The following is a 17,680-nucleotide window of genomic DNA, read 5'->3' as shown; positions in this document are numbered from 1 at the left end:
CAAAATGCAACTGATCAGAACTTCAGGGAAATCCGCTGGTTCCTGCACGCTTTCTTATATTACCCGCTTCGCGCTCATTGCGGCTCTCGCAACCGCCGGGGCGTCCATGGCGCGGGCCGACGAATATCGCCTCGGCGTGATGGACAAGCTCCGGATTCGCGTAGCCGAATGGCAGACCGCCGAAGGCACGGTTCGCGACTGGTCGGCAGTCAGCGGCGAGTACACGGTCGGTGCGTCCGGCAATGTTTCCTTGCCCTTCGTCGGTGATTTGCCCGCGAGCGGCCGCACGACGACAGAAGTCGCGGAAGAGATCGGGATAAAGATGCAGAAGCTCTTCGGTCTCCGGGACCGCCCGTCCGCCTCGGTCGAGATGGCGCAGTACCGTCCGGTCTACCTTTCCGGCGAGGTGGAAACGCCTGGCGAATATCCCTATGCCCCGAACATGACAGTATTGAAAGCGATCAGCCTCGGGGGAGGGCTGAAGCAGGCCGACAATGGGCAGCGGTTTGCCCGCGACTTCATCAACGCTAGCGGAGAATCGGCAGTTCAGGTGGCAGAGCGCAGCCGACTGCTTATTCGTCGTGCCCGCCTCCAGGCGGAAATCGCCAGGCGTGACAAGATCACACTGCCCGAGGAACTGACAAACGTGCCGGGCGCAGACAAGCTACTTGAGAGCGAGACGGCGCTGATGGAATCGCGCGACAAGCGGCAGCAGCGCCAACTCGATGCACTCGCCGATCTCAGATCGCTTCTTCAAAGCGAGATCGAATCGCTTGCGAAGAAATCCGAAACGCAGCAGCGCCAGCTCGAGCTCGCCATGGAGGACCGCGACAAGGTCGACAGCCTCGCCGAGAAGGGCCTGGCGCTCAGCCAGCGCAAGCTTTCGCTGGAGCAGCGGGTTGCGGACGTCCAATCGCAGCTTCTCGATATCGACACGGCGTCGCTAAAGGCGAAGCAGGACGCGAGCAAGGCGGCGCAGGACGAGACCAATCTGCGCAACGATTGGGATGCCCAACTCGCTCAGGAGCTGCAGAATACCGAAGCCGAACTCGATACGCTGACGTTGAAGCTCGGCACGAGCCGAGATCTCATGACGGAGGCGCTGATGCAATCGGCGGAAGCGGCGCAACTTGAAGAACAGGCCGCGACGATTACTTACACGATTGTCCGCGAAAAGGATGGCAAGCCGACGGAGATCGCGGCGGACGAGAACACCCCTGTGCTGCCTGGCGACGTCATCAAGGTGAATTCCGCATTAGCAATGCGATGAGGCGGGTATGAGGATCTCCAAGGCGAGCCTCGTGAGCCCAGGAGCGAACGAGGGCTACGGTGCATGCGCCGTAGCCCTGTCGCTGTTCGTCTTCGCCTATTCGACCCGCTTCGGACAGGTTTCGATCCTCTTTTATTATGGGCTGTGGCTGCCGCTCGTGCTGGTCGACTACCGCGTGGTTCTCGGCAACTACGCCAGATATCTCTGGATAATCGCCTTCACGATCTTCGCCTGTCTGACGGTTTTCTGGTCGGCCGCACCTAGCGTGACGATGCGCACGGGCATTCAGTACCTGAGCCATGTCGTCTGCGCGCTGATCGCCATGCGCACGATCGATATCCGCACCTTGACGCGCGGGATGATCGCCGGTGTCTCGATCGTCCTCGTCTATTCGCTGTTGTTTGGCATCTATCATTACGATCCGCTGGACGGTACCTACAGCTTCGTCGGCGCATTCGCATCGAAGAACCAGTTGGGCTTTTACGCCTCGCTCGGCATCTATTTCGCCCTCGTCGCGGTCTTCACGCTGGGCGAAAGGGGGCTGTGGATGGGCGCGGCGGGGGCGGCAGGAGCGCTTTCTGCCTATTCGCTGTTCGCCTCCCAATCGGCGACTTCCGTCCTGACGACCGCCGCGGTCGTCGGACTGTCGCTCGGCACGCGGGCGATCTTGGCGCTGAGGCCGGCGAGCCGCAAAGTCCTTTTCCTTGCCGCGGCGGTTTTCGGCAGCGTTGCCGCCGTCGCGATGGTCTATGCCGGCGGCGTCGACCTGATCCTCGGCGCCTTCGGCAAGGATTCTACGCTTACCGGCCGTACCTACCTCTGGCAGCAGGGGATAGAGGCGGCGAAGGCGGCGCCCATCGTCGGCCTTGGTTACCAGGCCTATTGGGTGCAGGGCTTCTCCGAGGCCGAGCGTTTGTGGGAGGAGTTCTACATTACCGCGCGCGCCGGCTTCCATTTCCACAATACCTTCATCGAGGCCGCTGTAGAGACGGGCTTGATCGGGCTTGCACTCATAACCATGGTGCTGGTCGCAGCCGTTTTCGGACAGCTGAAGCGCGTGCTCTCGGAAGATCGCGATCCGGAAGCCATGGTGCTTTTCGGTGTCGCCATGCTGCTCCTCATACGGGCCTTCGTCGAAGTCGACGTGCTCAATCCTTATCACGTCGGATCCTTCCTCCTTTATTTCACCGCAGGAAAGCTGACGATCGCGCGGCGCCGACCGGCCGCGGTGTGGCCTTGGCAACCACAGGCACGGCCGTTGCATTACAGGTCCGGACTCAGCCAATGATGCCCGTGAACGGCCGATGAAGACGATTCATGGAATCCAGTATCTCCGTGCTGCGGCGGCGCTCGCCGTCGTGATCTTTCACGCGGCGGAGAAGACCGGACACCATTTCGCCATCGGAGCCGCGGGGGTCGACGTCTTTTTCGTCATCAGCGGCTTCATCATGTGGGTCATCAGCGATCACCGGGCCGTGACGCCGGCAAAGTTCATCGCCGATCGCGTCCGCCGCATCGTGCCCGTCTACTGGCTCGCGACGGCGGTGATGGTTGCCGGAGCCGTGGCGGGCCTCTTTCCCAACATGGTCCTGACACCTGAACACGTCCTGTCGTCACTGTTTTTTGTCCCGGCGCGTTCCCCGAGCAGCGGCGAAATCTGGCCGGTCCTCGTGCAGGGCTGGACCCTCAATTTCGAGATGCTCTTCTATGCGGTGTTCGCGGTCTTTCTCATTTTGCCGCGCAACCGGCGCCTGCCGGCCATCACCGGCCTGTTCCTCGTGCTGGTGACCGCAGGCTTCTTATTCGGTTTCGACAATGCGGTGATGCTGACCTATACACGGCCGATCATTCTGGAGTTCGTTGCCGGCATGTTCATCGGCGAGTTCTGGCTGAAGGGCAGGGTTCCGCCGCTCGCCACCGGTTCCGCGCTGATCGCCTGTTCGTTGGGCGGCTTTGCCCTTATCGGTCTCCTGCGACTGCCCTTTGACGAGTTGACGATCGGCCCGCTGGCGGTTGGGCTCGTCCTCGGCATCCTTTCACTCGAGGCGCATGGTTGCATGCGAGCCGTGGCTTTGCCGACGCTCCTCGGCAACGCTTCCTATTCGATCTATCTCTGGCACACCTTCGCGATTTCGGTGGCCGCAAAGGCGGGTTCGGTGCTAGGCCTTGATCCCATGATATCGATGGTTGTCGCCGCGCTGTCGGGAGCGCTTCTCGGCGTCGTTGCCTATTTGACGCTGGAACGACCGCTCATGCAGCGCGGGCGAGCCCGCCCGGTCCAAAGCCTTGCCGGCCGGGCAGGCGAATAATGCAATGTCGCCAAGGGTCTGTGAACGTAGCGTTCAAACGCCTTAATTCGACGTGCTTAGGTTCCTGTTTTTATTCATGCCGTCGTTCAGCCTGCTGCACACGTTACGGCGACATGCATTAAGCAAACATGGGCGCTTAGTAAGTTGAATCTCAGCAAGGCATCGAAGCCCCCTGGCGGCCAATCACATGCGGTCGGCCTGTCCGATCTCTGTCGATTGTGAGCGACCCACCTTACGCAGCTCAATCAACGAAAGAATTTGTAATATGAAGCAATCTGCGCCGCAGTGTTGGACGACAGCTTGAGCTTGATGCCTATCCGGTTGCCTCTGTTCCATCGGACAATACCGGTCAGCAGTCCGAGCTCATTGCTGCGTATAGTGACTTCCTGCCCTGTGCGGGCGCCAATGTCGAAAAAGAGCTGAAAGCAAATACCCTCGTCGGAAAGATCCTTTACGACGCCGTTGCTCGATCCCGTCGTACAACTAACGTTCCCAGTTATCTTTGTTTGTGCTCGCGGAGAAATGCGCTCGACGCTATCCTTGTACGCCATATCGTTCCTCTCGATAATCATCGATAACAATCACCGACAGTCATTTTATTAGAATATGTGTAAATAATGTATAACATTCCTCGCATAGGACAGACCATGCTGTATACCTACTTTCCAAAGTAACATTCATGAAAACCTTCATAACTGACCTCAGAAAATTTAGCGGCATTCTTGCCGCTCTATGCGGTGCTCGATATCCACAACGACCGCTGTTGTTTTTGACTATCGCAAGTCAGTGATGTCTCGCACTGTTGCGGCTCTCAGTTAAAATCCCATTAAGAGGAAGTGCGCGCCTTCTGCGAGCCGGCCAATCGCCAATGCGAATATAAGTATCTCAAAGCTTGCCATGGCGATCGCAATTGTCGCGATCTCTTCAAGTCAATTGCGGTAGAGCATCCAGTCTTTGCGAGCGCCGGCAGCAGCGCCGCCTGAAAAGAACACGACCCTATCGCTTGTGGTCTCTGTGGCGATCTGCAGGGCCTTTTCCGCTTGCCCGACCAGTTCCGATGCCGTGCCGGCATCATAACTGGCGCTGCAGCCGAAGCGCCCAGTGACAACGGGCATTTTTGCCTGCCGGCTATCAAGCGCCGCAAGGCAGCTCTTTTTGATATGGTCCGCGATCTTTTGGATTTCCGCCTCTGCCGTCGTCCCGACAAGGATGCCGATCTGCGGTCGGTCAAGCCAGGCGGCGAAATCAGTGGGCTGCACCGTTCGCGCCACAACGAACCCGAGACGCTCGAGAACCGCTTCTTTCAACTTGATGCGCTCTTTGGCATCGAACGGCTCCAGCGCCAAAAGGTTGCAGAGAAGGAGCGACACTCCGTCGGGATAACGTTCGCCGCCATAGAGTTCGGCGAGCTTCTTGTTGAACCCACGCCGATTGGCGAGATTGGTGGCGAGATGGGTAAATTTCGCGCGTTCGAATTCCTCCACATCGTTCGCAATGGCCGCGACGGTTGATATTTGGGTCGAGACCCGATCGAGAATCTGCGTGCTCGCCGACTGCTGCGCCTCGGTCATATGACGGATCGCCTGAAGCTGGGATTGGATCGTTTTCACATCCCGGGGATCGGCGGACGAGATCTTGCCCGTCGCCTGACCAAGCATATTGGAGTAGTTTGAGAGCGAATTCTGGCCAGATAGCAAAGACTCTTTCAGGGTCGTCAATTCGCTCTGCAAGCGATTTGCGGACTCATCGTGTATCGAGTTTGCGAAGTGATGCGGCAGATAAATGCGTGCCAGCGCACCGAGATCTTCCTCGGAGATTGGCTTGTTCAGCCGTGCAAATTTCTCCCGAAGTTCCGGATTGTTGCCACTGATAATGTCGTACATCATTTCATAGTTCACCGGCGATACGTCGATTTCTAACCGGCACAAAGTAGAAAAGACTGTGTAGTAAAGTTCCTTGCGGCTCTGCTCCGAAAGCTGTTTCGGAGAGGGATTGATAATTGCCATGATGCAGCGCCCTTTATGAAGGCGTTCGCAGGCAACAGCACCTGCGACAACATCGAACAGGTAGGCGTGAGGCTAACACCTCGTATAAATTGCTGGCGGCAAGAGTTTGTCCCGCCCGACCCGCGTTCATGCGGTTGTATTGACGCGAGTGCATCTGATCGGACAGCTCAGAGTATAGTTATATCTATTAATAAGCGATAAAAAATACTTAAAAACTACGCACTGTCCTCGAAGAGGGCTGAGACGACACCACCGCAATGCCAAGGAAAGCACCCTCGCATGAATGCGTTTTGAAGGCGACGCGTGAGGTGCCTCGCGAGCGCATCGGAAAACCGAAAATTGGGCCGCCTCCCTTTTCGAGAGGCAGCCGCTCTCGTTGCTCGGAAAATCAGCCGCCGTGATTCTGGCGCGAATGCCAGTTCCAGGCGGATTCGGTGATCGCCGCGAGATCGTATTGCGGCTCCCAGCCAAGCACCTCACGGGCCTTGTCGTTGTTGGCGACCAGCGTCGTGGAGTCGCCTTCGCGGCGCCCGGCATAGCCGACATTGAACGGCCGCTTGGCAACCTTCTCGATCGCGCTCACGAGCTCCTTGACCGTCGTACCGGTGCCGGTCCCAAGATTGAGCGCGACGCTCTCGCCGCCTTCGAGCAGATAGTCGACCGCACGCACATGCGCATCCGCCAGATCGAGCACGTGGATATAATCGCGCACACAGGTACCGTCGCGCGTGTCGTAGTCCGTCCCGAACACCTTGAAGCCATCGCGTCGCCCGAGTGCCGCCTCGATTGCGAGCGGGATGGCGTGGGTCTCCGGCTCGTGCCATTCGCCGATGCGGCCCTCGAAATCGGCGCCGGCGGCGTTGAAATAACGCAGGATAACCGAGCGCAGGCCTTTGTAGAGGCCATAGTCCTTCAGCGCCTGTTCGCAGATCCATTTGGTGCGGCCATAGGGATTGATCGGCGCCTGCTTGTGGGTTTCGTCCATCGGGACGCTGTCCGGCAGGCCGTAGGTCGCGCAGGTCGACGAAAAGACGAAAGCGTCGATGCCGGCGGCAAGCGCCGCCGACAAGAGAGTGAGCGTGCCGATGACGTTATTGTCGTAGAAGGCCGCTGGGTCCTTGACCGATTCGCCGACCTCGATCATCGCCGCGAAGTGCAGGATCGCGCGCGGCTTGTAGCGCGCAAGAACTTCATCGAGGCGCTGCCGGTCGCGGATGTCGCCCTTTTCCAAAGAGCCCCACTTGACGAATTCCTCATGGCCGTTGGAGAGGTTGTCGTAGACGACGGGTTGGTAACCTTTGGCGGCGAGCTGGAGGCAGGTGTGGGAGCCGATATAGCCGGCGCCGCCGACGACGAGAATATTGTTGTTCTGCACGGGCAACCTCTTGGGGAATGACATCTGAACGACAGGAATGGGACACGCCTGCCAAGGAATAGCGGCGAAATTTCCAACACATTGTGAAAGTTCTGCAAAACGGCGGCCTTTTCAACAGCTTCGCCGGACTAACTGCACTCGCGTATCGAGGAGGGCCCCCGTCGTGGGCAACTGTTGCAAACATGCAGCATCGCGGCGGATGTCGCCGCAGGCACAATAATCGCGCTTGGCGTGTACAGCCGCTTCAACTATAAGCAGTCATCCGGCAATCAGATTAGGGAGGTTACGATGGCAGATTTTTCCTACTCCCTACGGGGCGGGCCACGATCCTGACCCTGTGACGGGAGCGCTTGCTGCTCCTTGCCACAGCCCAAAATCGTCATCGCCCGACCGCTTCTCGCAGAAGAAGCCGATGATTCGATGATGCCGTACTGATCCCTTTCCTCGACGGCATTTCCACGCTCACCAGATATTGAGGCCGGTGCCTTCGCCACCGGGCAATTCATATGGTCTTTGTTCGTTCCGTGGCGCGCAACCGCGCCTTCCGCAGCGTTTTCCGCTTTTCCTGGGCCCATTGGAAGCGCCAGCCCGTACGACTGGCCGCCATTCTCGGCGCTGTCCTCTTGTCGACGCTCGCCGATGTGCTGACGCCGCTCTATTCCGGCCGGCTCGTCGATGCAGTCGTGTCGGGTGCGGCAAGCGACGCCGCCGCCTGGAACGCGGCGATCACGGCTTTCCTGATGCTGATGGTCTTATCGCTCGGCGCCATCGTCTTGAGACACATCACCTTTATGAGCATTGTCAGTCTCACCTTGAAGATGATGTCGGACATTGCCGCGGCCGCCTTCCACCACATTCAGCGGTTTTCCAGTGACTGGCACGCCAACAGCTTCGCCGGCTCGACGGTGCGCAAGGTGACGCGCGGCATGTGGGCGCTCGACTTGCTGAACGATACGCTGCTTATCGCGCTCTTTCCTTCGGTGGTCATGCTCGTGGGTTCGACGGCGCTGATGGCTTGGTATTGGCCGATGATGGGGGTGATCATCGGTCTCGGCTCCGTGGTCTTCATCGCGGTAACCGTCGCCCTGTCGCTCGGCTATGTGGCGCCGATGGCAAGTCTTGCCAATAGCTGGGACACGCGGCTTGGCGGCGCGCTTGCCGACGCGGTGAGCTGCAACATCGTCGTCAAGGGCTTCGGTGCTGAGAACCGCGAGGACGCTCGTCTCGCCAGAGTGTTGCGCAAATGGGAGAAGCGCACCCGGCGCACATGGTCGCGGGGCACGCTCAACGGCACGGCGCAAGGCGCGATGCTGCTCGTGCTGCGCGCCGCGGTCATCGGCTTCGCCCTCCTGCTCTGGGCGCGGGGGGAGGCAAGCGCCGGCGACTTCACTTTCGTGCTCACGTCCTTCTTCATCCTGCAGGGCTATCTCAGGGAAGTGGGGATGCATATCCGCAACCTGCAGCGTTCGATCAACGACATGGAGGAGCTCGTCGACATCCATGGTCAGCCGCTCGGCGTGGAAGACCGGGCCGGCGCGAGGCCGATCCGGATTAGCGACGGCAAGATCGAGTTCCGCAACGTGACCTTCCACTATGGGGCGCATCGGGCGCCGCTCTATGACGGGTTCTCGGTGACGATCCGCGCCGGCGAGCGTGTCGGCCTCGTTGGCCACTCCGGTTCGGGCAAGACGACGTTCGTCAAGCTGATCCAGCGCCTCCACGACGTAAGGGCCGGCGAAATCCGCATCGACGGGCAGAACATCGCCGAGGTCACGCAGGCATCGTTGCGCCAGCAGATCGCCATCGTGCAGCAGGAGCCGATCCTCTTCCACCGCTCGCTTGCGGAGAACATCGCCTATGCTCGGCCCGGGGCGACACAGCGCGAGATAGAGGAGGCGGCAAGGCTCGCGAGCGCACATGACTTCATCACGGCACTACCGAAAGGTTATGGCACGTTGGTGGGGGAACGCGGCGTGAAACTCTCCGGCGGCGAGCGCCAGCGCGTCGCCATCGCCAGGGCCTTCCTGGCTGATGCGCCGATTCTCATCCTCGACGAAGCGACCTCGAGCCTCGATTCCGAATCGGAGGTGCTGATCCAGCAGGCGATGGAGCGGCTGATGATGGGGCGCACCACGCTGGTCGTCGCGCACCGGCTCTCGACGGTGCGCGCGCTCGATCGCCTGCTTGTCTTCGATCGCGGCCGCATCGCGGAGGAGGGTGACCATGCCACACTCATCCGGGTGAAGAGCGGAATCTACCGCAGCCTGTTCGAAAGGCAGGCGCTGGAACTGACCAAGGGGCTCGTCCTCAACGACGGCTGACCGAAAGCGGCTGGCCGGGGGCGCGTGGGAATTTCTCTCACCTGCAACCGGCCGGCCATTCACAAACGGTCCCTTTTGGCCTAGAAGGCCGGCAGGTAACACTCCGGTCGCAGCCTACCCGGTCAAAACAAGGACACCTATCATGAAAACGATCGTAATCTGCTCCGGCGGATTGGATTCCGTTTCGCTTGCGCACAAAGTCGCGGCGGAACACGAGCTTCTCGGCCTTCTGTCGTTTGACTACGGCCAGCGGCATCGCAAGGAACTGGACTTCGCGGGGGCCTGTGCCAGGCGCCTCGGCGTTCCGCACCAGGTCATCGACATTCGCGAAATCGGCCGCCACCTAACCGGTTCGGCACTGACGGACAACGTCGACGTGCCTGACGGGCATTATGCGGAAGAGACGATGAAGGCGACGGTGGTGCCGAACCGCAACGCCATCATGCTCGCGATCGCCTTCGGCGTCGCGGCCGCACGCAAAGCGGACGCGGTGGCAACCGCCGTGCATGGCGGCGACCACTTCATCTATCCCGACTGTCGGCCAGGCTTCATCGATGCCTTCCAGGCGATGCAGAGCCACGCGCTCGAAGGCTATGCGGACGTCACGCTCTATGCGCCCTACGTCAATGTCTCCAAGGCGGACATCGTTGCGGACGGGGCGAAGCATGGAACGCCCTTTGCCGAGACCTGGTCCTGTTACAAAGGCGGTGAACGCCATTGCGGGCGTTGCGGCACCTGCGTCGAGCGGCGGGAGGCCTTCCATCTTGCCGGTGTTGCAGACCCGACGGAGTACGACGACCCGGATTTTTGGGTCGCGGCCACCGGCGCCTTTGCCGCTGAGGAGGTCAGATGATGTTCCGCATCACCAAGGAGTTTCACTTCTCGGCCTCGCATCAGTTGAAGAGCCTACCGCCAGAGCATCAATGCGCGCGGCTGCACGGGCACAACTATATCGTCGAAGTCGAGCTTTCCGCCGAGACGCTGAACGAGCATGGATTCGTGCGGGACTATCACGAGCTTGCGCCTTTGAAGCACTATATCGACGAGACTTTCGACCACCGTCACCTGAACGACGTGCTCGGGCACGACCGGGTGACGGCGGAATGCCTGGCGCAGCATTTCTACGAATGGTGCAAGGTGCGCCTTCCAGAGACAACGGCCGTGCGTGTGAGCGAGACGGCAAAGACCTGGGCGGAATACCGGCCATGACCGGCGCGCAACCGACCGAGATCCGCGTCAGCGAGATCTTCGGTCCGACGATCCAGGGCGAGGGGGTGCTGATCGGACTGCCGACCGTGTTCGTCAGGACCGGCGGCTGTGATTACCGCTGTTCCTGGTGTGACAGCCTCCATGCGGTCGAAAGCCGCTTCAGAGACGAATGGCGCGCGATGTCGACGGAAGAGGTCTGGCGGGAAGTCACGCGGCTATCCGGCGGAAAGCCCCTGATGGTGTCGTTGTCGGGCGGTAATCCAGCGATCCAGCCTTTCGGCGAATTGATCTGCTGCGGCCACGGGCAGGGCTATCGCTTTGCGCTGGAGACGCAAGGCTCGGTCGCCCGCGATTGGTTCGCCGATCTCGACGTGCTGGTCTTGAGCCCGAAGCCGCCCTCAAGCGGGATGGAGACGGATTGGGAGGCCTTCGACGCTTGTCTGCGGGCGTCGGAAGGCAAGCCCCAGACCGTGCTCAAGATCGTCGTGTTCGACGAGGCGGACTATGACTATGCGAGATCGGCTGCGGCACGCCATCCGCATTTGCCTGTCTATCTCCAGCCCGGCAACCATACGCCGCCGCCCGCAGACGCGCACGATGCGCCTATCGACATAGACGGCATCATGGCGCGCATGCGCTGGCTGGTCGATAGGGTCGCCGAGGACAGGTGGTTCGAGGCACGCGTGCTGCCGCAACTGCATGTGCTGATCTGGGGCAACAGGCGCGGCGTATAACGAGCCGCAATCACGGTGCGCTCCGCGCCGCCACCTCCATCTCGGCAATGCCTGCGCCGAGGCGGACAGGTTTCAGCGCCGGAGCTTCAGCATCCTTGACCAAGCGGATCACGCGCGAGAAGAGAGCGCCGTTCCGCGGGCTCGGCCCGATCTTGATGACCGCTGTTTCTCGCAGGTCCGTTTCGAAGATGGAAAGAGCCCGCTTCAGCGCTTCGCTCTCCATGGTTTCGAGCGCTTCGTCGATGATCACCCAGCGGGGCTTTTGCACGAGCAGCCGGGCGAAAGCCAGGAGGCGCTGTTCGTCGTCACCGAGTTCGCGCTCCCAACGAGCTTCGCGATCGAGGGAGGTCGCAAGGTGGTCGAGGCCGACTTTCGAGAGCGCGCTCACGAGCGCGCCATCGGAGAAATCATTGGCATGGGGATATGCAAGGGCGTCGCGTAGTCGGCCGCGCGGAAAGTAAGGTGCGCGCGGGATGAAGACGACGTGGTCGCCGGCCGGCATTCCCACTCGGCCGCTTCCCCAAGGCCAGAGCCCCGCAAGAGCTCGAAAGAGTAGCGTCTTTCCGGCACGCGGATCGCCGACGATGTTGACCCGCTGGCCTGGGGCGATCTCGATATGTGATTCGGCGAGTCTTGTTCGCCCTGAGGGAGAGGCGACCTCAAGGTTATCGAATGTCATGCTGGCGCTGTCATTCTCGACGAATTCGATCCGCTTCTCTTCGTCGTGTAGGGCGTCTGCCGTGATCAGCGCACGGCGGAAGGCGGCGACGCGCAGGAGGGTCGCACGCCAGTCTGTAATGGCGCTGACATTGGCAACGAACCATTTGAGCGACGTATGCACTTGGTTGAAGGCGCCGACCGCCATCATGAGGCCGCCGAAGCTGATGTTGCCGGCGAAATAGACGGGCGCGGCGACGAGAATGGGTGCCACCACTGTGACCCAACCGTAGCCGTCCTGAACCCAGGCAAGATTGATCTCGGCGCGGAATATGTTGCGCATGGCGCCGAGGACGGAGGAAAGATCGAGTTGCAGGCGCCGGCGTTCGCCGGCCTCACCACCCGCAAGCGAGATGCCGTCGATATGTTCGTTGGCGTACATCATCGAGAAGCGCAAATCGGCCTCGCGCGCATAGCGCTCGCCGTTCAAGGCGATCATCCGCCGTCCGACGAGCCAACTCAGCCAGGACGCGGAGCCTGCGTAAAGGATCGCCGCCCACACCATATAGCCGGGAATCGCCAGCGATCTGTCGCCTATCTGGAAGGCAAAGCCGGATGAAAGAGACCAGAGGACACCGACGAACGAAATGAGCAGGATCGACGATTGCACAAGCCCGAAGCCGAGGCTGGTGGTGAGCTCGGCCAGGTGGCCGGCGTCCTCCTGCATCCGCTGATCCGGATTAACCCCAATGGTGCCTGCATTGGCGAGCCGAAAGGCACGGCGAGGCCGCATCCATTCGCCAATCAGATCCAATGTCAGCCCTTCGCGCAGCTTCAGCCGTACCATCTGGTTGAGCCATTGCTGCGCGACGTTGAACACCAGGAGAACGCCGGCGATGATGAGGAAAACCATGAGCTGATAGAAGAAGGCATTGAGGTCGCGCCGCTCGATCGCGTCGAAGAAGGGCCGGTACCAGCGATTGAGAACGATCTGTCCGACAGCCGTGGCGACGATGACGCCAAAACTGCCGGCCGTCAGCCACAGGATCGGCTTGAGCACAGGGGAGGCGACAAAAGCTCGGCGCATCATGTCGAACTGCTGCCAGAGAGTGCTTCCCTCCGCTGGCATAGTCGCCGGTCGAGGCGCAGTCTTGTTGCCCATCCGCTTCTTCATCGTCAGTTCCTCCGTCTCGGCGGGCACGGCCGGCCGACCTAATCCGACGGTCGGTGCACCAGGCCCATCAGCCAGCATGGCGCACGAACAGACGGATTAGGGATTTTGCGATCTCGGTCGGTTCTGCGGCTGAAACACTTTCGCAGTGATTCCGAGAGACTGGCTAAGCGATGCCCGGCTCCAGGAACGGCGGCCATTGTCCATCCGGCGGAGATCCGAAAACGTCCGACTTCAGGACTGCCGTCGTACCCAAATTCAGTGCCAAGCAGCAGCCCGTCCAAAGCAAATATGCCACTGAAAATCTGTAGGTGCTGAAATGCAGCCAATTCAAAAACATCCATGAGATGTAGTGTATGGCCAATGATGCCCACTGGAAATAAATTTTGACGCGTAGCGCGGGCCGTTCTCAATCGGGTACATAGAGAATACCCCAGGCTCGGCGTGCCGCCGCGTAACGCGAAGCCTTGATTGCATTCATGATTTTGCCTGCATTGGGCGCCCGCCGAGAGTCTTCCGCGCTTCGGGCGCCCTTCCGATGAAACTCAGGTATTCCCCAATTTTTGACGCCTAATGATGGTCGCGGGGGCGTGCCGACTTGAGGGATTGCCTGGTAGCGGGGAGGGATTCGATCCCCCTCTTCTGATTCGCCAGCACAAAGCGATTCCGAAGGACGAGCGCGCTCTTGTTTTCGCGCCGGTCCCGTCGCGGTTGTTGGCGGCCTTCACTCCGGACGCGGTACGGCTGCCGGCCCGTGTTCCATATCCATCGGCTGAAGGGTTCACCGCTATAACCGCGCCGAACGGAGCAGACGGAAGCGCTAAGCGTGTCGCGGACAGTCCGATCACAAATTGCAAGGGCTCGATCGTGCATCTCAACGCTGCGCCTTGCGGTTGCGGCAGCCGCATCCTCAGGTGGCCGAGCGCAGGTAACGGTGCACAGGCGCAATTTCGGCTTGTTCATGTTACAGCTATGACATAAAACGTTACCGCCGCCCTGAGGCGCGTGTCACCCGCACTCACAGCAAATTCGAAAAGAATTTCGGCCAAGAGAAGGAGACATTTATGTCCATTTCACCCTCCAATATTGGCGATAAGCAAGCCTCTCCAATGGCCGGCGGCGACATTGCCGCACGCGTCAAGGCCGCACGCGAGGCCGTTGGCTACAGCATCGAGGACCTTGCCGTTACTTGCGGCCTCGCCAATGTTGAAATCAGCGCAATTGAAAGCGGCAGGGATTTCAGTCCAGCGAAACTCAAACGCATCGCCGGCGCCCTGCAGGTGCCGCTTTCTGACTTCCTGCCTACTGAAATGCAATGACAAAGCCGGCCGGCCGCAGCTCGCGGGCCGGCCGATCTACTTTAGCGCCCCGTGGAGCGCGAAGGGACAACTCCATGCATTTCACCCGCTCGTAGAAGGCTCTGGACTTTTTCAACGAGCTGATTGCCGTCAAACGGCTTCGCCAGTCGAGGCAGCGAGCGAAACCGTTCCGGTAAGTCCAATGCGGTATAACCGGTCAACAAGAGGACGGGTATCTTGCGTTCGAGGAGTTCGTCGATGAGGGGATAGACGAACTCACCTCGCAGGTTGAGGTCGAGCGTCGCCATTTCGAAGCGCTCTGTCCGCGAGGCGGCGATCGATGCGCTGAGGCTCGTGAACGGACCTATCACCACATAGCCGGCGGCGAGTAGATCGTCCTCTATTTGCAACGCCACCAGAAACTCGTCTTCGACGACGAGGACCCGGCATCCCTCGGCCGACGTCATGGGGAGGCTCCCCGCGGATAGGGGATGTCGATCATGCATGTCAGCCCCTCGGGCGCGAATTCGAGGTGGACGTCGCCGCCAAGGTCGGAGGCCAAGACCCGCTCCAGCAGCAAACGGCCGAAACCGTTGTGTGTCGGCACCGGAACAGGCGGCCCGCCGGTCTCGGTCCAACGGATTCGCAAGCGATCGCCTGCGACGTCGATCGTCCATCCGACGTCGACAATGCCGTTCTTCACCGACAGCGCACCGTGCTTGGCCGCGTTCGTTGCAAGTTCATGCGCAGCCATACCAAGCGTCAGCGCATGTTTGGGCGGCAGCATCGCTGGCGGCCCCGCGAGGCGCACATTGTTCCTGTTTCTGTCGTGATAGGGGGCCAGTTCGTCGAAGAGTACCGTTTCCAGCGACACGCCGGACCAGCTTGCCTCGGCGAGGCGCGTGTGCGTTTGTGCCAGCGCCCTGATGCGGGCATCGAACGACCGGTGCGCTCCCTGTGCGTCCGGATTGGTCGAAAAGGACTGGCGCGCGATCGAAGTGACGATTGCCAACGTGTTTTTCACCCGGTGGCTGAGCTCGGCAACGAGAAGATTGCGCTGCGCCTCGGCCTCTTTCCGTTCGGTGATGTCCATGCAGACGCCGGCCAATTTTGCCGGCCTTCCCGCACCTTGCCGCGAAAACTGCCCGAACGCCTCCATCCATCGGACGGTTCCGTCGGCAAGCCTGATGCGGTACGTGATGTGGTAATTTTCGCGGGTCTCGATCGCCTTGGCGATTTCCAGCTCGACCATGGGGAGATCGTCGGGGTGAATGTCTCGCTTGAAGTCCGCAAGCGTTCCTCCGAATGTGCCGGGCTCCAAATGATGAATTGCTTCGAGACCCGGCGACCAGATGACTTCGCCGGTATCGATATTCCACTCCCAGGCCCCCATCCGCCCCGCTTCCAGCGCGATCTGCAGCCGGCGCTCGCTCTCCTGCAATGCTTCTTCCGCTTGCTTCCGCTCGGTTATATCCACCGATGCGGCAACCGCGCCGACCACGTCCCCGGCGGCGTCTCGCAAGGGCGTCGCATTGCCGAAGAGGAAGCGCGAGGTACCGTCGTCGAATCGGATCTCCTCCTCGAAATTCTCTACCTCCTCCCCGCGTGCCGCGCGCTGCACGGGCAGTTCCTCGGGTGCTAGCATTTGCCCCGAAGAAAAGACGCGGAAATTGCTGGGACGTTCGCCGGGTGGGGCGGATAATGACAGGTTCGTGTCGGGCGCTTGGCGCAGCAGTTCGTAGGCGCTCCGGTTGCCATCGATGACCCGGCAATCGGGTGAGCGGGCGATCCAGATCGAGGCCGGCACGGCTTCCATGATCGCCATCAACTCCGCCGCCCGTGCCCTCTCCTTCGCCTCGTTGCGGCGCAACTGCTCCTCCGCGAGTTGCCTCGCCTCTTCAGCACGCAAACGCTGAACACTGAAGCCCAGCTGCCGCGCGATCGTCTGTGCTACGCTGATCTCGGCATCGGCGAAAACGTGCGGCAAGTCATAGTACGTCATGAATTTCCCGATCAGCCGTCCTTCCGCGACAAGCGGAATGAAGCCGAGCGCGCTGATGCCTTCCGCTGCGATAGTCGCCTTCAGATCATCGGAAACGTCGGCGCGCGAGATGTCTTCAAGGAAGATCGGATCGGGGTCTTTCTGATCGGAGCGCCAGGGAGAGTGCCCGTCGACGGCCCGGCGATAACGCTCGGAGAGGCCGCGCCAGGCCACAAAGCGCATCGTTCCGGATTTGTCGAAGAGCAGAATGGAAGCGCGGTGGCAATTGAGGGCATCCTGTATGGCATCCAGCGCTGCCTGGTAGACTTCCTCTATATCCTTCGCCCGCTGAAGCCTTTCGGTGAGGCGATAGAGCGAGGCCTGTTCGCGCAGGCGAATGGCCAGCGCCGCGCCAGCCCGCCTCCGTTCGGTGATGTCGCGAGCGATCTTGGAAGCGCCGATTATACGCCCCGTGGCGTCGCGCACAGGCGAAATCGTAAGGGAGATGTCGATGAGACTGCCATCCTTGCGTTGTCGATTCGTCTCATAATGATCGATACGCTCGCCGCTGCGGATACGCCGCAGGATCCGCGGTTCCTCCTCATCGTGCCCCGGCGGTATCAGAACCGTGATCGATCTGCCGATCATCTCATCGGCGGTATACCCGAACAGCCGCTCGGCGCCCTTGTTCCAACTCGTGACGATGCCGTTCAGGTCCTTGGCGACAATGGCATCCGAGGAAGACTCGACGATTGCGGCGAGGTAGCGGGAGTCTCGCTCGGCGCCAGCGCGATCGCTGATGTCGACAAGCAGGTTGATGCCGCCTTTAAGTGCGCCGGAGCCGTCGAAGATCGGCGTCGAGTAGGTGAGCAGCAGCGCCGTTGTCCCGTCCGGGCGAACCGCTACGACCTCCTGTCCGCCGGCGGGCCGCTTTTCTCTCAGCGCCTCGGCCATCGGACATTGGTCGGGCGGCAAAATGGAGCCGTCCGTGCGGCGCAGTTCTGCGCTCACGCACCATCGGTCTGTTCCCAATACAGGCTGCCGTCCGACAAGAGTTGCAGCGGCGCGGTTGCAATAGGTTACGATCCCCTCGGCATCCGTGACGTAAACGGCAACTGGCAGCGCATCGAGTGTTGTTTGAAGATCGTCAGCCCCCGTACCCCCGATTTCAACTTGAGAGATTTCGTCCGAAACTTCCGCGCTGCACATAGTTCCCTCCGCAAGCGCCGCATGACGCCGGAAAACGCGGGCGGTGGAGGTTTGTTCCGGATGGGCATCCAGGGAGCCGTCGTCAGCGATGGGTCACAGTGACAACACAGGCTTGCGGTAGACCTTCGTCATCCCCGATG

The 17,680-nt window shown here is 60.6% G+C and carries 14 protein-coding genes; 8 read left to right on the top strand and 6 right to left on the bottom strand.

Annotated features, from left to right (window positions below; genetic code table 11):
* Positions 1–4: 4 nt before the first annotated feature.
* Genes AYK65_RS28190 through AYK65_RS28180 form a run of 3 tightly spaced genes read left to right on the top strand, consistent with a single transcriptional unit; the run spans position 5 to position 3,579 of the window.
* Positions 5–1,270: a polysaccharide biosynthesis/export family protein gene (locus AYK65_RS28190; protein WP_026615119.1), complete on the top strand. Its 1,266-nt coding sequence runs from the start codon at positions 5–7 to the stop codon at positions 1,268–1,270.
* 7 nt (positions 1,271–1,277) lie between these two features.
* On the top strand, positions 1,278–2,558 hold the full coding sequence (locus AYK65_RS28185; protein WP_081162549.1) for an O-antigen ligase family protein: 1,281 nt from the start codon (positions 1,278–1,280) through the stop codon (positions 2,556–2,558).
* 16 nt (positions 2,559–2,574) lie between these two features.
* On the top strand, positions 2,575–3,579 hold the full coding sequence (locus AYK65_RS28180) for an acyltransferase family protein (RefSeq protein ID WP_081162546.1): 1,005 nt from the start codon (positions 2,575–2,577) through the stop codon (positions 3,577–3,579).
* A gap of 245 nt (positions 3,580–3,824) precedes the next feature.
* Here the strand turns inward: AYK65_RS28180 and AYK65_RS28175 are convergent, their stop codons facing one another.
* The 3 genes from AYK65_RS28175 to galE form a co-directional block, all read right to left on the bottom strand.
* Positions 3,825–4,130, bottom strand: coding sequence for a PilZ domain-containing protein (locus AYK65_RS28175; RefSeq protein ID WP_081162543.1), 306 nt, complete (start codon positions 4,128–4,130; stop codon positions 3,825–3,827).
* A gap of 378 nt (positions 4,131–4,508) precedes the next feature.
* Positions 4,509–5,585, bottom strand: coding sequence for a diguanylate cyclase domain-containing protein (locus AYK65_RS28170; protein WP_081162541.1), 1,077 nt, complete (start codon positions 5,583–5,585; stop codon positions 4,509–4,511).
* 388 nt (positions 5,586–5,973) lie between these two features.
* Positions 5,974–6,960, bottom strand: a complete 987-nt coding sequence (galE, locus tag AYK65_RS28165; protein WP_081162538.1) for a UDP-glucose 4-epimerase GalE — start codon at positions 6,958–6,960, stop codon at positions 5,974–5,976.
* Positions 6,961–7,466: 506 nt separating this feature from the next.
* Here galE and AYK65_RS28160 point away from each other — a divergent pair.
* From AYK65_RS28160 to queE, 4 genes are all read left to right on the top strand, one after another.
* Positions 7,467–9,281: an ABC transporter ATP-binding protein gene (locus AYK65_RS28160; protein ID WP_081162535.1), complete on the top strand. Its 1,815-nt coding sequence runs from the start codon at positions 7,467–7,469 to the stop codon at positions 9,279–9,281.
* A 142-nt stretch (positions 9,282–9,423) separates the two neighbouring features.
* Entirely contained in the window at positions 9,424–10,134 is a 711-nt protein-coding gene (gene queC, locus AYK65_RS28155; protein ID WP_081162533.1) for a 7-cyano-7-deazaguanine synthase QueC, read from the top strand.
* Entirely contained in the window at positions 10,134–10,490 is a 357-nt protein-coding gene (queD, locus tag AYK65_RS28150; RefSeq protein WP_081162692.1) for a 6-carboxytetrahydropterin synthase QueD, read from the top strand. Before queC ends, queD begins: the two co-directional genes overlap by 1 nt.
* Entirely contained in the window at positions 10,487–11,224 is a 738-nt protein-coding gene (queE, locus tag AYK65_RS28145) for a 7-carboxy-7-deazaguanine synthase QueE (protein ID WP_081162530.1), read from the top strand. Before queD ends, queE begins: the two co-directional genes overlap by 4 nt.
* Before the next feature lie 10 nt (positions 11,225–11,234).
* Here the strand turns inward: queE and AYK65_RS28140 are convergent, their stop codons facing one another.
* Positions 11,235–13,055: an ABC transporter ATP-binding protein/permease gene (locus tag AYK65_RS28140; protein ID WP_046116754.1), complete on the bottom strand. Its 1,821-nt coding sequence runs from the start codon at positions 13,053–13,055 to the stop codon at positions 11,235–11,237.
* Between the two features lie 1,061 nt (positions 13,056–14,116).
* Between AYK65_RS28140 and AYK65_RS28135 the strand changes: the two genes are divergently transcribed.
* Positions 14,117–14,371, top strand: coding sequence for a helix-turn-helix domain-containing protein (locus AYK65_RS28135; RefSeq protein ID WP_026615110.1), 255 nt, complete (start codon positions 14,117–14,119; stop codon positions 14,369–14,371).
* A gap of 41 nt (positions 14,372–14,412) precedes the next feature.
* Here the strand turns inward: AYK65_RS28135 and AYK65_RS28130 are convergent, their stop codons facing one another.
* Positions 14,413–14,817, bottom strand: a complete 405-nt coding sequence (locus AYK65_RS28130) for a response regulator (RefSeq protein WP_081162527.1) — start codon at positions 14,815–14,817, stop codon at positions 14,413–14,415.
* Positions 14,814–17,540, bottom strand: a complete 2,727-nt coding sequence (locus tag AYK65_RS28125; protein ID WP_081162524.1) for a PAS domain S-box protein — start codon at positions 17,538–17,540, stop codon at positions 14,814–14,816. Before AYK65_RS28125 ends, AYK65_RS28130 begins: the two co-directional genes overlap by 4 nt.
* Positions 17,541–17,680: the final 140 nt, after the last annotated feature.

Source organism: Ensifer aridi (assembly GCF_002078505.1).
GTDB classification, from domain to species: Bacteria; Pseudomonadota; Alphaproteobacteria; order Rhizobiales; family Rhizobiaceae; genus Sinorhizobium; species Sinorhizobium aridi.
Note: the sequence above shows the minus strand (reverse complement) of the source record. Positions and strands in the feature narration are given on the sequence as shown.

What these genes read in the sequence shown, in the direction of transcription:
- AYK65_RS28190 (WP_026615119.1), top strand. Translation starts at nt 5, where the DNA reads ATGCAACTGATCAGAACTTCAGGGAAATCCGCTGGTTCCTGCACGCTT.
- AYK65_RS28185 (WP_081162549.1), top strand. Translation starts at nt 1,278, where the DNA reads ATGAGGATCTCCAAGGCGAGCCTCGTGAGCCCAGGAGCGAACGAGGGC.
- AYK65_RS28180 (WP_081162546.1), top strand. Translation starts at nt 2,575, where the DNA reads ATGAAGACGATTCATGGAATCCAGTATCTCCGTGCTGCGGCGGCGCTC.
- AYK65_RS28175 (WP_081162543.1), bottom strand. Translation starts at nt 4,130, where the DNA reads ATGGCGTACAAGGATAGCGTCGAGCGCATTTCTCCGCGAGCACAAACA.
- AYK65_RS28170 (WP_081162541.1), bottom strand. Translation starts at nt 5,585, where the DNA reads ATGGCAATTATCAATCCCTCTCCGAAACAGCTTTCGGAGCAGAGCCGC.
- AYK65_RS28160 (WP_081162535.1), top strand. Translation starts at nt 7,467, where the DNA reads ATGGTCTTTGTTCGTTCCGTGGCGCGCAACCGCGCCTTCCGCAGCGTT.
- queC (WP_081162533.1), top strand. Translation starts at nt 9,424, where the DNA reads ATGAAAACGATCGTAATCTGCTCCGGCGGATTGGATTCCGTTTCGCTT.
- queD (WP_081162692.1), top strand. Translation starts at nt 10,134, where the DNA reads ATGTTCCGCATCACCAAGGAGTTTCACTTCTCGGCCTCGCATCAGTTG.
- queE (WP_081162530.1), top strand. Translation starts at nt 10,487, where the DNA reads ATGACCGGCGCGCAACCGACCGAGATCCGCGTCAGCGAGATCTTCGGT.
- AYK65_RS28140 (WP_046116754.1), bottom strand. Translation starts at nt 13,055, where the DNA reads ATGAAGAAGCGGATGGGCAACAAGACTGCGCCTCGACCGGCGACTATG.
- AYK65_RS28135 (WP_026615110.1), top strand. Translation starts at nt 14,117, where the DNA reads ATGTCCATTTCACCCTCCAATATTGGCGATAAGCAAGCCTCTCCAATG.
- AYK65_RS28130 (WP_081162527.1), bottom strand. Translation starts at nt 14,817, where the DNA reads ATGACGTCGGCCGAGGGATGCCGGGTCCTCGTCGTCGAAGACGAGTTT.
- AYK65_RS28125 (WP_081162524.1), bottom strand. Translation starts at nt 17,540, where the DNA reads ATGTGCAGCGCGGAAGTTTCGGACGAAATCTCTCAAGTTGAAATCGGG.